Origin of the sequence: Pseudomonas sp. MM227, assembly GCF_947090715.1 — a bacterium.
Lineage (GTDB): Bacteria > Pseudomonadota > Gammaproteobacteria > Pseudomonadales > Pseudomonadaceae > Aquipseudomonas > Aquipseudomonas baltica.
This window is the reverse complement of record NZ_OX352319.1, coordinates 2468261-2483764: the sequence shown is the minus strand read 5'-3', so window position 1 is coordinate 2483764 and position 15504 is coordinate 2468261. Positions and strand designations below refer to the sequence as shown.

7 protein-coding genes are annotated in these 15504 nt (G+C 64.5%); all 7 read left to right on the top strand.

The features are described 5' to 3' along the window. Positions 1-217 precede the first annotated feature (217 nt). A complete protein-coding gene (locus tag ONG87_RS11150) occupies positions 218-1513 on the top strand; it encodes an MdtA/MuxA family multidrug efflux RND transporter periplasmic adaptor subunit (protein ID WP_192059605.1) in 1296 nt (431 codons plus the stop codon). After that, positions 1510-4665, top strand: a complete 3156-nt coding sequence (locus ONG87_RS11145) for an MdtB/MuxB family multidrug efflux RND transporter permease subunit (RefSeq protein WP_185793259.1) — start codon at positions 1510-1512, stop codon at positions 4663-4665. The genes ONG87_RS11150 and ONG87_RS11145 overlap by 4 nt, the downstream gene beginning before the upstream one ends. Continuing rightward, positions 4662-7769 carry an efflux RND transporter permease subunit gene (locus ONG87_RS11140; RefSeq protein WP_264381241.1) on the top strand — a complete coding sequence of 1036 codons (3108 nt, stop codon included), beginning with the start codon at positions 4662-4664 and terminating at the stop codon, positions 7767-7769. The genes ONG87_RS11145 and ONG87_RS11140 overlap by 4 nt, the downstream gene beginning before the upstream one ends. Beyond that, a complete protein-coding gene (locus ONG87_RS11135; RefSeq protein ID WP_264381240.1) occupies positions 7766-9205 on the top strand; it encodes an efflux transporter outer membrane subunit in 1440 nt (479 codons plus the stop codon). Before ONG87_RS11140 ends, ONG87_RS11135 begins: the two co-directional genes overlap by 4 nt. A gap of 169 nt (positions 9206-9374) precedes the next feature. Next, positions 9375-11465 (top strand): bifunctional diguanylate cyclase/phosphodiesterase, encoded by a 2091-nt coding sequence (locus ONG87_RS11130; protein WP_122477884.1) that lies wholly within the window; start codon positions 9375-9377, stop codon positions 11463-11465. 26 nt (positions 11466-11491) lie between these two features. Beyond that, positions 11492-12238, top strand: a complete 747-nt coding sequence (locus ONG87_RS11125) for an SDR family oxidoreductase (protein WP_264381239.1) — start codon at positions 11492-11494, stop codon at positions 12236-12238. Between the two features lie 422 nt (positions 12239-12660). Continuing rightward, positions 12661-15495 (top strand): EAL domain-containing protein, encoded by a 2835-nt coding sequence (locus ONG87_RS11120; RefSeq protein WP_244646880.1) that lies wholly within the window; start codon positions 12661-12663, stop codon positions 15493-15495. The last annotated feature ends 9 nt before the right edge of the window (positions 15496-15504 follow it).

The following is a 15504-nucleotide window of genomic DNA, read 5'->3' as shown; positions in this document are numbered from 1 at the left end:
CGCGTCCGGCGACACCGCGCTCCTGTAGCAGCGGCGCAAGCCGCGTCCGGCAGCACTGCGATGTGTCTGATGCTTGCGCGTAAGCCACGACGCGGCTCGCGCCGCTGCTACAGGGCGTGTTATTCCCTGCCAAGGTAAATTGCCCGTAAAGGCGCTTTGCTTATGCATCCCGACTCCTTATCGTTCAGCCTCCTCAAAGTAGAAGCCCACCCGCACAATGGTCGATCATTCAATGCAGTCCCCAGGTCCCCGTAAATCGCGTCGCTGGCTGTTCGGCCTGTTGATGGTGGTGGTTGTCGCCGTGTTGTGCTGGTGGTTCTGGCCAGCCACCAAGAATTCCCAGAACGACGCGGCCTCGGCGCCCGCCGCCGGGCGCAATGCAGGTGCCGCGCGGCCCGGCTTCGGCGGCTCTGCCGAGCCCACCCCGGTGCGTGTTGCCGAGGTGATCACCGGCGACTTCCCGGTGTATTACAAGGCCCTGGGTACGGTGACGGCGACCAATACCGTGAATGTGCGCAGCCGTGTCGCAGGCGAATTGATCAAGGTCAACTTCCAGGAAGGGCAGCGAGTCAAGGCCGGGGACCTGCTGGCCGAAATCGACCCGCGCAGCTATGAAATCGCCCTGCAGCAAGCCCAGGGCACGCTGGCGCAGAACCAGGCACAGCTGAAGAACGCGCAGATCGACCTGCAGCGTTACAAGGGCCTGTTCGCCGAAGACAGCATCGCCCGCCAGACCCTGGATACCCAGCAGGCACTGGTGGGCCAATACCAGGGCACCATCCAGACCAACCAGGCTGCGGTCAACGACGCCAAGCTCAACCTCGACTTCACCCGCATCCGCGCGCCCATTGCCGGCCGTCTGGGCTTGCGCCAGTTGGACATCGGCAACCTGGTGGCCGCCAACGACACCAATGCGCTGGTGGTGATCACTCAGGTGCAGCCGATCACGGTGGCCTTCACCTTGCCTGAAAGCCAGCTCACCCCGGTGCTGGCGCGCTATCGCAGCGGCGCGAAACTGGCAGTTGAGGCCTGGGACCGAGGCGACACGCGCAAACAGGCCACCGGTGTGCTTGGCAGCCTGGACAACCAGATCGACACCACCACCGGCACGCTGAAGTTCAAGGCGCGCTTCGAGAACCAGGACGAAGCCCTGTTCCCCAACCAGTTCGTCAACGTGCGGCTGCTGTCCGATACCCTCAAGGGCGTGGTGCTGGTGCCCTCGGCGGCCGTTCAGTATGGCGTCGACGGTACCTTCGTCTACGCCATGGATGGCAACGACAAGGTCAAGATCCGCCAGCTCAAGGTGGGCGCGACCGACGGCAGCAATACCGTAGTGGAACAGGGCCTGGCGCAAGGCGACCGGGTGGTGCTCGAAGGCACCGACCGCCTGCGCGACGGCAGCCGTGTCGAAGTGGTCGATGACAGCGCCAAGGTGCCGACCTCGCCTGGGCAACACCTGCAGGGGCAGGACGGGGCCGCTGTGCCTGGAACGACGGGCAAGACCGGCGCATGAATATCTCGCGGCTGTTCATCCTGCGGCCTGTCGCAACGACGCTGACCATGCTCGCCATCGTCCTGGCGGGCGTGCTCGCCTATCGTTTGCTGCCGGTGTCGGCGCTGCCGCAGGTCGACTACCCGACGATTCGGGTCATGACGCTCTATCCCGGCGCCAGCCCGCAGGTGATGACCAGTGCGGTCACCGCCCCCCTCGAACGCCAGTTCGGGCAGATGCCCGGCCTGACCCAGATGGCCTCGACCAGCTCGGGCGGCGCGTCGGTGCTGACCCTGCGCTTCAGCCTGGAAATCAACATGGACGTCGCCGAGCAGCAGGTGCAGGCGGCGATCAATGCGGCGAGCAACCTGTTGCCGTCCGATCTGCCCGCGCCGCCGGTGTACAACAAGGTCAACCCGGCCGACACCCCGGTGCTGACCATAGCCATCAGCTCCAAGACCATGCCGCTGCCCAAGCTCAACGATCTGGTCGACACCCGCATGGCGCAGAAGATCGCTCAGATCAGCGGCGTGGGCATGGTCAGCATCGCTGGAGGGCAGCGCCAGGCGGTGCGCATCAAGGTCAACCCTGAAGCCCTGGCGGCCAACGGCCTGAACCTGTCCGACGTGCGCACCCTGATCGGCGCCTCCAACGTCAACCAGCCCAAGGGCAACTTCGACGGGCCCACGCGGGTGTCGATGCTCGACGCCAACGACCAGCTGCGCTCCCCCGAGGAATACGCCAATCTGATCCTGGCGTACAACAATGGTGGGCCGCTGCGCCTGCGTGACGTCGCGCAGATCGTCGACGGCGCCGAGAACGAGCGGCTGGCTGCCTGGGCCAATCAGAACCAGGCGGTACTGCTCAACATCCAGCGTCAGCCGGGCGCCAACGTCATCGACGTGGTCGACCGGATCAAGGCACTGCTGCCGACCATCACCGACACCATGCCGGCCGGGCTCGACGTCACGGTGCTGACCGACCGCACCCAGACCATCCGCGCCTCGGTCACCGACGTGCAGCACGAACTGCTCATCGCCATTGCCCTGGTGGTGATGGTCACCTTCCTGTTCCTGCGTCGATTCAGCGCCACCCTGATTCCGTCCATCGCCGTGCCGCTGTCGCTGGTGGGCACCTTCGGCGTGATGTACCTGGCCGGGTTCTCGATCAACAACCTGACCCTGATGGCGCTGACCGTGGCCACCGGCTTCGTGGTCGACGACGCCATCGTCATGCTGGAAAACATCTCGCGCCACATCGAAGAAGGCGAAACACCGATGCAGGCCGCGCTCAAGGGCGCGCGGCAGATCAGCTTCACCCTGCTGTCGCTGACGTTCTCGTTGATCGCGGTGCTGATCCCGCTGCTGTTCATGGCCGACGTGGTCGGGCGCTTGTTCCGCGAGTTCGCCATTACCCTGGCGGTAGCCATCCTCATTTCCCTGGTGGTCTCGCTGACCCTGACGCCGATGATGTGCGCGCGCCTGCTCAAGCGCGAGCCGAAGGAAGAGGAGCAGGGCCGCTTCTACAAGGCCAGCGGCGCCTGGATCGACTGGCTGATCGCGCGCTACGCCGGCGGTCTGCGCTGGGTGCTGCGCCACCAGCCGCTGACCCTGCTGGTGGCGGTTGCCACCCTGGGCCTGACGGTGCTGCTGTACCTGGTGGTCCCCAAGGGTTTTTTCCCGGTGCAGGACACCGGGGTCATCCAGGGCATTTCCGAGGCCCCGCAATCCATTTCTTTCAAGGCCATGAGCGAGCGGCAGCAAGCCCTGGCCAAGATCATCCTGCAGGATCCAGCCGTCTCCAGCCTGTCTTCGTACATCGGCGTGGACGGCGACAACGCCACGCTCAACAGTGGCCGGCTGCTGATCAACCTCAAGCCCCACGGCGAGCGCGACCTCACGGCCAGCCAGATCATTGCGCGCCTGCAGCCGGAGGTCGACAAGCTGCTGGGCATGCGCCTGTTCATGCAACCCGTGCAGGACCTGACCATCGAAGACCGGGTCAGCCGCACCCAGTACCAGTTCAGCCTGTCGTCTCCGGATGCCGACCTGCTCGCCACCTGGAGCGCACGCCTGGTGGACGCCCTGAAGCAGCGACCCGAGCTCACCGATGTCGCCAGCGACCTGCAGGACAAAGGCCTGCAGGTGTACCTGGTGATCGACCGCGATGCTGCCAAGCGGGTCGGAGTGGACGTCGCCGATATCACCGACGCGCTGTACGACGCCTTCGGTCAACGGCAGATTTCCACCATCTATACCCAGTCCAGCCAATACCGCGTGGTGCTGCAGGCCACCGATGCCAGCACACTGGGACCGCAGGCGCTGGAGCAGATCTACGTCAAGGCCAGTGTCAACGGCACCGGTACCACCAACCAGACCGCCGACAGCGACACCACGGCGACCAGCGGCACCCAGGTGCGCCTGTCGAGCCTGGCGCACATCGAACAGCGCCAGGCGCAACTGGCGATCGCGCACATCGGTCAGTTTCCGGCGGTGATGATGTCGTTCAATCTGGCCGAGGGCGTGGCCCTGGGCAAGGCGGTCGACGTGATTGAACAGGTGCAGCGCGACATCGGCATGCCGTTGGGTGTGCAGACCCAGTTCCAGGGTGCGGCGGAGGCCTTCCAGGCGTCGCTGCAGAGCACCTTGCTGCTGGTGCTGGCGGCCATCGTCACCATGTACATCGTGCTGGGTGTGCTCTACGAGAGCTACATCCACCCCATCACCATTCTGTCGACGCTGCCCTCGGCGGCGGTGGGGGCCCTGCTGGCATTGCTCATCAGCGGCAACGACCTGGGCATGATCGCCATCATCGGCATCATCCTGCTGATCGGCATCGTCAAGAAAAACGCGATCATGATGATCGACTTCGCCCTGGAGGCCGAACGCAATCAGGGTCTGGACCCGGAAACCGCAATCTACCAGGCCGCGCTGCTGCGTTTCCGGCCGATCCTGATGACCACCATGGCCGCGCTGTTCGGCGCGGTACCGCTGATGCTCGCCAGTGGCTCGGGTGCGGAACTGCGTCAGCCGCTGGGTCTGGTGATGGTCGGCGGGCTGTTGGTGAGCCAGGTGCTGACCCTGTTCACCACCCCGGTCATCTACCTGTACTTCGACCGCCTGGGACGGCGCTGGGGACGCCAGCCGGCCGCCGTGGAACAGGCTGAATCATGAACCTGTCCGGACCTTTCATCCGCCGCCCGGTGGCGACCTTCCTGATGAGCGTGGCGATCATGCTGCTCGGCGGGGTCAGCTTCAGCCTGCTGCCAGTGTCGCCGCTGCCCAGCATGGACTTTCCGGTGATCGTGGTTTCCGCCAACCTGTCCGGTGCCAGCCCCGAGGTCATGGCCTCGACCGTGGCCACGCCCCTGGAACGCTCGTTCGGGGCGATTCCGGGCGTGACCACCATGAGCAGCCGCTCAAGCCAGGGCTCGACGCGGGTCATTCTGCAGTTCGACCTCGACCGCGACATCAACGGCGCGGCCCGTGAAGTGCAGGCGGCGATCAACGCTTCGCGCAACCTGTTGCCCAGCGGCATGCGCAGCATGCCCACCTACAAGAAGATCAACCCCTCGCAAGCCCCGGTCATAGTCCTGTCGCTGACCTCCAATGTGCTGGAGAAGGGCAAGCTCTATGACCTGGCCTCGACCATCCTGTCGCAGAGCCTGTCCCAGGTGCCCGGGGTAGGGGAGGTGCAGATCGGCGGCAGCTCGCTGCCCGCAGTGCGCATCGAGCTCGAACCGCAGTTGCTCAACCAGTACAACGTCTCGCTCGATGACGTGCGCACGGCCATCGACGGCACCAACGTGCGCAGGCCCATCGGTTTCGTCGAGGACGGCGAGCGCCAGTGGCAGGTGCAGGCCAACGACCAGTTGGACAAGGCCGACGACTACAAGCCATTGATCATTCGCTACCAGGACGGCTCGGTGCTGCGCCTGAGCGATGTGGCCAAGGTTACCGACGGTGTGGAAGATCGCTACAACAGCGGCTTCTACAACGACAACTCGGCCGTGCTGCTGGTGATCAACCGTCAGGCTGGCGCCAACATCATCCAGACCGTCAGCCAGATCAAGGAACAGCTGCCGGCCCTGGAAGCGCTGTTGCCCGAAAGTGTCGAGTTGAACATCGCCATGGACCGCTCGCCGGTGATCACCGCCACCCTGCACGAGGCCGAGATGACCCTGCTCATCGCCGTGGTGCTGGTGGTGTTGGTGGTGTTCCTGTTCCTGGGCAATTTCCGCGCCTCGCTGATTCCCACCCTGGCCGTTCCGGTGTCGCTGGTTGGCACGTTCGCGATCATGTACCTGTGGGGTTTCTCGCTGAACAACCTGTCGTTGATGGCGCTGATCCTGGCGACCGGGCTGGTGGTGGATGACGCCATCGTGGTGCTCGAGAACATTTCCCGGCACATCGACGACGGCGTGCCGCCGCTGCGCGCCGCCTACCTGGGCACGCAGGAAGTGGGCTTCACCCTGCTGTCGATGAACGTCTCGCTGGTGGCGGTGTTCCTCTCGATCCTGTTCATCGGTGGCATCATCGAGAGCCTGTTCCGCGAATTCTCCATCACCCTGGCCGTGGCCATCGTGGTTTCGCTGTTCGTTTCCCTGACCCTGACCCCGATGCTTTGCGCGCGCTGGTTGAAGCCGCATCGGCCCGAGCACGACAACCGCTTGCAGCGCCTGAGCAACCGCATCAATCAGCGCATGGTCGCCGGCTACGACCGCAGCCTTGGCTGGGTCTTGCGTCATCGTCGGCTGACCCTGCTCAGCCTGTTGCTGACCATCGTCGGCAACGTGGCACTTTACGTGGTGGTGCCCAAGACCTTCATGCCGCAACAGGATACCGGCCAATTGATCGGCTTCGTGCGTGGCGACGACGGCCTGTCGTTCTCGGTCATGCAGCCGAAGATGGAAACCTATCGCCGCGCGCTGCTCGCCGACCCTGCGGTCGACAGCGTGGCCGGTTTCATTGGCGGCAACAACGGCAGCAACAACGCGACCATTCTGGTTCGCCTTAAGCCGATCGAAGTGCGCAAGATCAACGCGCAGCAGGTCATCGAACGGCTGCGCAAGGAACTGCCCAAGGTGCCCGGCGGCCGCCTGATGCTGATGGCCGACCAGGACCTGCAGTTCGGCGGCGCACGCGAGCAGAGCACCTCGCAGTATTCGTACATCATCCAGAGCGGTGATCTGTCGGCCTTGCGCACCTGGTACCCGAAAATCGTCGCGGCCTTCCGCGCACTGCCGGAACTGACCGCCATCGATGCGCGCGAAGGGCGTGGCGCCGCGCAGGTGACGCTGATCGTCGACCGCGACAAGGCCAAGCGCCTGGGCATCGACATGAGTACTGTGACCTCGGTGCTCAACAACGCCTACAGCCAGCGGCAGATTTCCACCATCTACGACAGCCTCAACCAGTACAAGGTGGTGATGGAAATCAACCCCAGGTACGCCCAGGACCCGATCACCCTGGAGCAGGTGCAGGTGATCACCATGGACAACAAGCGCGTACCTCTGTCGAGCATCGCCCACTACGAAAACAGCCTGGCCGATGACAGCGTCAGCCATGAAGGGCAGTTCGCCTCGGAAAGCATCTCCTTCGACCTGGTCAACGGGGTGACCCTCGACGTCGCCACGCCGTTGATCGAGCGGGCGCTGGTGCGAGTCGGCCTGCCCGAAGACATCATCGTCAAGGTCGCCGGCACCGGCGATGCCTTCGCGGCGGCGCAGAAGAGCCAGCCGTTCATGATTCTCGGCGCGCTGGTCGCGGTCTATCTGGTGCTCGGCATTCTGTACGAAAGCTACATCCATCCGCTGACCATCTTGTCGACCTTGCCCTCGGCGGGGGTGGGCGCGCTTTTGAGCATCTACCTCACCGGTGGCCAGTTCAGCCTGATCTCGCTGCTGGGCCTGTTCCTGTTGATCGGCGTGGTGAAGAAGAACGCCATCATGATGATCGACCTGGCGCTGCAGCTCGAGCGCAACGAAGGGCTGGGCCCGGCCGAGTCGATCCGCCGCGCGTGCCTGCTGCGCCTGCGCCCCATCCTGATGACGACCATGGCGGCCATTCTCGGCGCACTGCCATTGATGTTCAGCACCGCCGCCGGTGCCGAGATGCGCCGGCCGCTGGGCCTGACCATCATCGGCGGCCTGGTGTTCAGCCAGATCCTCACGCTTTACACCACTCCGGTGGTCTACCTCTATCTGGACCGCCTGCGCCACCGCTTCAACACGTGGCGCGGCGTGCGTACCGATGCCGCTCTGGACACTCCGCTATGACCGATTCCGTTTTTCCGCGCGTCTCGCGCCTTGCCAGTGTGGCGCTGTGCAGCCTGATGCTGGGTGCCTGCACCCTGGGCCCGGACTACCAGCGCCCGACCATCGCCACGCCGGTGGCATTCAAACAGGCCGATGGCTGGCGCCAGGCCAATCCCAGCGATGCCCTGGCGCGTGGCGCCTGGTGGGAACTGTACGGTGATCGCCAACTCGATGCGCTGGTGGTCAGGCTCAACCGTTCCAACCAGACCGTTGCCCAGTACGAAGCGCAATACCGGCAGGCCCAGGCGCTGGTCCGCAGCACCCGCGGCGCGCTGTTTCCCACCGTCGATCTGAGCGCCGGCAAGACCCGCTCCAGCCAGGGCACCGGCAGCAGCGGTTCGAGCCTGAGCCAATCCAGCAGTGGTATCCGCGACACCTACAACACGCAGTTGGGCGTGAGCTGGGAAGCCGACATCTGGGGCAAACTGCGCCGCGGGCTGGAAGCCGACCGCGCCAGCGCCCAGGCGAGCCTGGCGGATCTGGGGGCGATGCGCCTGAGCCTGCAGTCGGAGCTGGTACAGAACTACCTGCAGTTGCGCGTGATCGATGAGCAGAAGCGCTTGCTCGAAGCGACCGTCCAGGCGTATCAGCGCTCCCTCGACCTGACCCAGAATCAGTACCGCGCGGGCATTTCCGGCAAGGATGCGGTGTTCCTCGCGCAAACCCAGCTGAAATCGACCCAGGCCGACCTGATCGATCTGGTCTGGCAGCGGGCGCAGTTGGAGAACGCGATCGCGGTGCTGATCGGCATGGCACCTTCGGAATTCAGCCTGGCCGGCAGTACCGACATTCCGTCGTTGCCGGCCATTCCCCTGGCGCTACCGTCGCAACTGCTTGAGCGCCGTCCCGACATCGCCGCCGCCGAGCGCTCGGTGATGGCCGCCAATGCCGAAATAGGCGTGGCCAAGACGGCCTATTTTCCCGACCTGACCCTGAGTCTGGCGGGCGGCTACAGCAGCAGCAGTTTCAGCAACTGGGTATCGTTGCCCAATCGCTTCTGGTCGGTCGGCCCGCAGTTGGCGATGACCCTGTTCGACGGTGGGCAGCGGGCGGCCGAAGTGGACCGCAGCGAGGCGGCCTATGACCAGACCGTCGCGCAGTATCGGCAGACGGTGCTCGATGGCTTTCGCGAAGTGGAAGACTACATGAGCCAGTTGAAAGTCTTCGACGAGGAAGCCTCGGTGCGCAACGAGGCGCTGCAGGCGGCGCGGGAATCGTTGCGACTGACATCCAACCAATACAAAGCCGGCCTTATTGGCTATCTTGATGTGGTCAACGTGCAGGCCACGGCGTTGAGCAACGAACGCAGCGTATTGACGCTGATGCAGAGTCGGCTGGTCGCCAGCGTGCAGTTGATCGCGGCGCTGGGCGGCGGCTGGCAGGAACCGGCACAATAGCGGGTTTGTCACGCGCACGTCCCTGGCAGCGGCGCAAGCTGCGTCAACGCTGGGCGCCTTTCGTCGGATTCACCATGGCGTTCGTGACGCGGCTTGCGCCGCTGCTACAGGATGGCTGCGCAGAGTGACGTCACCCTTTGAAACCCCGCACGGCCTTGTCGAGATATCGATGCTAATTGGTACTTATTCTTCCGCTCTTGTCGTCGTATCGCTGTGTGTTGCCATTCTGGCGTCGTACACCGCGCTTGATCTGGTCGGGCGTATTGCCACGGCGCAGGGCCGGGCTGTGTACCTGTGGATGAGCGGCGGGGCGCTGGCCATGGGCATCGGCGTGTGGTCGATGCATTTCATCGGCATGCTCGCTTTCGAACTGCCGATCCAGTTGGGCTACGACCTCAGTCTCACGGCGGCTTCGTTGCTCATTGCCGTGCTCAGTTCCGGCTTTGCCCTGTGGCTGGTCAGCCAGCCGCAGCTGCCGGGGCCGCAACTGGCCGTCGGCGCGCTGATCATGGGCGCCGGTATCAGCAGCATGCATTACACCGGCATGGCGGCGCTGCAGATGCAGCCAGGCATCGTCTACGACCCTGTGCTGTTCGTTGCGTCGCTGGCGATTGCCGCAGGGGCTTCCGGTGCCGCGTTGTGGATTGCCTTCCGCCTGCGCCGCAACCGCCCCAATGTACGCGTGGCCCGTGCCGGAGCCTCGGTGGTAATGGGCATCGCCATCGTCGGCATGCACTACACCGGCATGGCTGCCGCCGAATTCCCGGCGGGCAGCGTCTGCGGCGGGGCCCTGAACGGCTTGACCGGCGACGGCCTCGACTACCTGGTGCTGGTGACCACCCTGGCGGTGCTGGGCATGACCCTGTTGACGTCGGTACTGGATGCGCGCATGGAGTCACGTACCTCGGCGCTGGCCAACTCCCTGACCCTGGCCAACCAGGAACTGACGCAACTGGCCCTGCACGACAACCTGACCGGACTGCCCAACCGCATACTGCTGGCCGACCGCATTGGCCAGGCGATCAGCCAGGTCGATGCCGTCGGCGGCTACCTGGCGGTGATGTTCATCGATCTGGATGGCTTCAAGCCCGTCAACGACGCCTTCGGCCATCACATGGGCGACCAGTTGCTGCGTGCCGTGGGCTCGCGTCTGCGCGGCGGTCTGCATGGTCAGGACACCCTGGCGCGGATCGGCGGCGACGAGTTCGTCCTGCTCGTGAGCCTGGAAGAGCCGGCCTATGCCAAGGGTATCGCCGCGCAGCAGGTGCATCTTATCGGTCAGTCTTTCGAGGTGGCAGGGCACACATTGCAGATTTCAGCGAGCATCGGTATTGCCCTGTACCCAGGCAACGGCGTCGATCAGAACGAGTTGCTGATGAATGCCGACGCGGCCATGTACCACGCCAAGAGCATCGGCAAGAACGGCTACAGCTTTTTCGAAAGCTCGATGAACACCAATGCCCGCAAGCAACTGCAGCTGCTGCAGGAACTGCGCATGGCAGTCACCGAGCAGCAGTTGCGTCTGTTCTACCAGCCCAAGTTCGGTGCCCGCAGCGGCGAGCCGATCGGCGCCGAAGCGCTGCTGCGTTGGCAGCACCCGCGAATGGGCCTGCTGGCGCCTGCCGCCTTCATCGACCTTGCGGAGAAAACCGGGCTGATCATCGACATTGGCAGCTGGGTGCTCGACGAGGCCTGTCGGCAGATGCGCGAGTGGGTCGACCAGGGCTTCGGGCACTGGCGCATCGCGGTCAATCTTTCCGCCCTGCAGTTCGGCCATGCCGGCCTGGTCCGCGGGGTGGCCAGCACCCTGGATCGGCACGGGCTCGACGCGGCCAACCTGACCCTGGAAATCACCGAAACCACGGCGATGAGCGACGCCGACGCCAGCATGAACGTGCTGCAGCAGCTTTCGGACATGGGTGTCGATCTGTCCATCGACGATTTCGGCACGGGTTATTCCAGCCTCATGTACCTCAAGCGGCTGCCGGCCAACGAGTTGAAGATCGACCGCGGTTTCGTCCGTGACCTGGAGCAGGACAGCGACGATGCCGCCATCGTGTCGGCGATCGTCGCGCTAGGTCGGGCGCTGGGCCTGCGGATCGTGGCCGAAGGGGTCGAAACCAGCAATCAACAGCAGTTCCTGACCCGCCTGGGCTGTGATTCCCTGCAGGGCTATCTGCTTGGCCATCCGCTTCCGGCCGAGCGTTTCATGCACGACATTCAGGCGGCCAGGCAGGTCAAGAGCGCCAGCCGCGCCTGAATCCGTCTTTGGAGGCTACGTATTTCATGGAAAAAGTCATTGTCATCACAGGTGGCAGCCGAGGTATCGGCGCTGCGACCGCGCTGCTTGCGGCAAGCCAGGGCTATCGTGTGTGCATCAACTATCGCAGTGACGACGCAGCGGCCGGGGATGTGCTGCAGCAAGTGCGGGCGCTGGGCGTGCAGGCCATCGCGGTGCGTGCCGACGTCAGCCGCGAAGATGGCGTGTTCCGTTTGTTCAGCCAGGTGGATGCCGAGTTGGGCCGGGTCACTGCGCTGGTCAACAACGCGGCCACCAACGGCCCCAGGGCGCGGTTGGACGAGATGTCCGAGCAGCGCCTGCTCGGGCTGATGACGACCAACGTAGTGGGCCCCATGCTGTGCGCCAAGCATGCGGTAGGGCGGATGTCGCGGCGGCATGGCGGCCAGGGTGGGGTGATCGTCAACGTGTCGTCGATTGCCGCTCGGCTGGGTTCCGCGGACGAGTACATCGACTACGCGGCGTCCAAGGGGGCTATCGATAGCTTCACCATCGGCTTGGCCAAGGAGGTGGCCGGCGAGGGCATACGGGTCAATGCGGTTCGTCCCGGAATGATCTTCACCGATTTCCATGCCCTGTGCGGCGAACCGGGCCGGGTTACGCGCAAGGAAGGCGCCGTGCCCATGGGCCGCGGTGGCCAGCCGGATGAGATTGCCCAGGCGATCATGTGGTTGGTGAGCGATCGGGCCAGCTACACCACCGGCGCCCTGCTGGACGTCGGCGGCGGCCTGTAAACCCGACCCCCTCCGGTAGGAGCGGTCATCGGCCACGAAAGAATCGCCGCCGTGTACCTGCCACACCGCGGCGCCTGGTTCGCGGCCACAGGCCGCTCCTACAGAGATTGCATTTACCCCTCCGGTAGGAGCGGTCATCGGCCGCGAAAGAATCGCCGCCGTGTACCTGCCACACCGCGGCGCCTGGTTCGCGGCCACAGGCCGCTCCTGCAGATCCTCCAGCAGAGCGTCGATGCTGTGTCGCTGGTGGCGGGACAAGGGGTTTGCGACACAAAGGTTTGCCGTAAACGTCAGGGCCGTTCGTGGGGCTTGCCATTAGATGGCCATAGGCTCGAAGATGTACGCCGTTGGTTTTCTGGCATGGAGCGTCTATGAGTTCCGATTCCCCGACCTTTGCCGAGTTCGGCAAGGGCTCTACGCCCATGCTCGAGGCAGCATCGCTGGAAGCGATTCTGCAGCAGGCCCGTGAATGGCCCCACAGCACTGCGTGGGCGTGGTACCGGGCGGGCGAACAGCTGCATCTCGAAGGCCAGGGCGACCTGCAGCGACACTGGCCCCTGGTGCTGGCCAACCACGAACTGCAGCGTTTCTGCGAAAGCTGCAGCCTCCAGCTGTGGCCGACCGGGCAGGGCGAAGGGGTACTCGGCTGGCTGATGGCCCCTGTGCACGTCACCCACGACGGGGCCCTCGCCGACCTGGCCGCTGCCATCGGTCGCCAGGTGCAGACCGACGCTCTGGCCCGCGCGCAGATCACTCAACGCGTACTTTACGAAATCACCTACCTGGCCAGCTCGACCCGCGACCGCGGGATTTTCCTGGTGGGTGTACACAAGCTCCTGGCGAGCCTGATCGATGCAGAGAACTTCTACCTGGCGCTCTACGATGCGCAAAGCGGCAAGATCACCTACCCCTACTACGTGGACGTCATCGACGTCGAAGCGCTGGAAGCGGAAAACTACGAGTACCTGACCCCCGAACATCTGTCGCTGACCGGCCAGGTACTGACCAGCGGCCAGCCCCTGCTGATCGACGCCAAGGGTATCGCCCTGGCAGGGCGGCAGGGGCGTTTCCACTGCGTGGGGCACATCCCCGAATTCTGGATGGGTTCGCCGCTCAAGAACGCCCGCGATGAAGTGTTCGGCATGATCGCCATGCAGGTCTACGACGTCGAACGGGCCTACAGCGCGGAAGACCGTGCCCTGTTTCTGGTGGTCGCCCGGCACGTTGCCATGGCTCTGGATCGGATTCTGCATCGTGCCGACCTGGAAGAAACGGTGTCGCGGCGTACCCAGGAATTGTCCCAGCTCAATGCCGCGCTGCGTCTGGAAGTCTCCGAGCGCAAGCGCGCAGAGCACCTGCAGGTCGCGCTGTTCCAGATTGCCGAGCTGTCGAGCAAGCCAGGCGAAATCGACGGCCTCTATCACAGCCTGCACGTGATCGTCGGCGACCTCCTGTATGCACGCAACTTCTACATCGCGATCTTCGACGGCGAAAGCGGCGAAGTCAGCTTTCCTTACTATGTCGATGAGCAGCTCACTGGCCGCCCGCAGCCGCGCCGGGGGCGGCGTGGCCTGACCGAGTACGTGATTCGCCAGCGCTGTGCCTGCCTGATCGACTTCGACGCCGCGACGCGTCTGATGATCCAGGGTGAAATCGAAGACAGCCGCGAGCTGGTCCGCTCGCAATCCTGGCTCGGTGTTCCGCTGTTCGACGATGATCGCGTGCGCGGCGTACTGGTGGTGCAGAGCTACGCCAGTGACGTGCACTACACCCTGCGCGACCAGGACCTGCTGACCTTCGTCTCGCGCCACATCGACACCGCGCTGTCGCGCCGCAGCGCTGCCGAAGCCATCTACGAAGCCAACCTGCGGCTGGAAGCGCGGGTGCAGAGTCGAACGCGCGAGCTTGACCATGCCAACGCCAAACTGCAGTACGAAAACGCCCACGACGCACTGACCGGGCTGCCCAATCGCATTCACCTGCAGCAGCGTCTGGCCCAGGCCTGGGACCAATACTGCTCCGATGGCCGTGAACTGGTGGTGATGTTCATCGACCTGGACCGTTTCAAGATGGTCAACGACAGTTTTGGTCATCACTTCGGCGACCAGTTGCTCAGGGAAGCCGGTGCGCGCCTGCGCAGTTGCCTGCGTGAAGATGACCTGCTGGCCCGCCTGGGTGGCGACGAGTTCGCCGTGCTGGCGCCGGATTCGAACCTGGAAGCTGCCGTGGAAATTGCCGAGCGCATTCTGGTGGCGTTCGATCGGCCCTTTTTCATCAATGCCCACGAGGTGTTTTCCTCGTGCAGCATCGGCATCGTCGGCGCCGACAGCCAGTTCCACAGCGAGACGGCCGACTTGCTGCGTGACGCCGACAAGGCGATGTACCGGGTCAAGAATGCCGGTCGCGACAGCTATGCAGTGTTCAACCAGGCGTTGCGCCGCGAAGTCTCCGACCAGGTCGAGCAGGAGGGGGCGTTGCGCAATGCGCTCAAGCGCAGCGACGAACTGCTGCCCTATTTCCAGCCCATCGTCGATGTACAGACCGGCGAGGTGCGGGCGCTGGAGGCCTTGATCCGCTGGCACCAGCCGGACGGGCGCATCATCGCCCCCGGGCATTTCCTGCCCGCGCTCGAAGGCCTGCGGCTGATCGGCCGCCTCGACCTCTACATGCTGACCTGCGTAGCGGAGATTCTCGCCCAGCCGGCGCACGCAGACTGGCCGCCGGTGCACGTGAACTGCTCCAGCTACAGCATCACCCGCAGCGGGTTCGCCGACGAAGTGCTGGCCGTGCTCGCGCGGCATCACGTAGCGGCTTCGCGAATCTGCCTGGAACTCACCGAGGGCGCGCTGGTGGCCGAGCCGGCCATGGCGCAGCGGACCATGCAGCAGCTGGCCGAGCACGGCATGAGCGTGGTGCTCGATGATTTCGGAGCCGGTTTTTCATCGCTCAGCTACGTTCACCAATACCAATTCAACGGGTTGAAGATCGACAAGTCGTTCATTCTCGAATTGACCAGCAGCGCGCGCAGCCGGGCGATCGTCCGTGCCATCGTGCGCATGGCCGAATCGCTCGGGCTGACGGTCGTCGCCGAAGGGGTGGAGGACCTTGCCACCCTGCAGTTGTTGCGCGAGATGGGTGCTTCCCAGGCCCAGGGCTATTACTTTGCCCGGCCCGCAGCGCTGCACGATCTCGATCTGGCCGCTTGCCGGGGCATCGTGGCGGCGTCACAGCGGCCGGGTGCCTTGCATGACGTATGATCGGCGCCA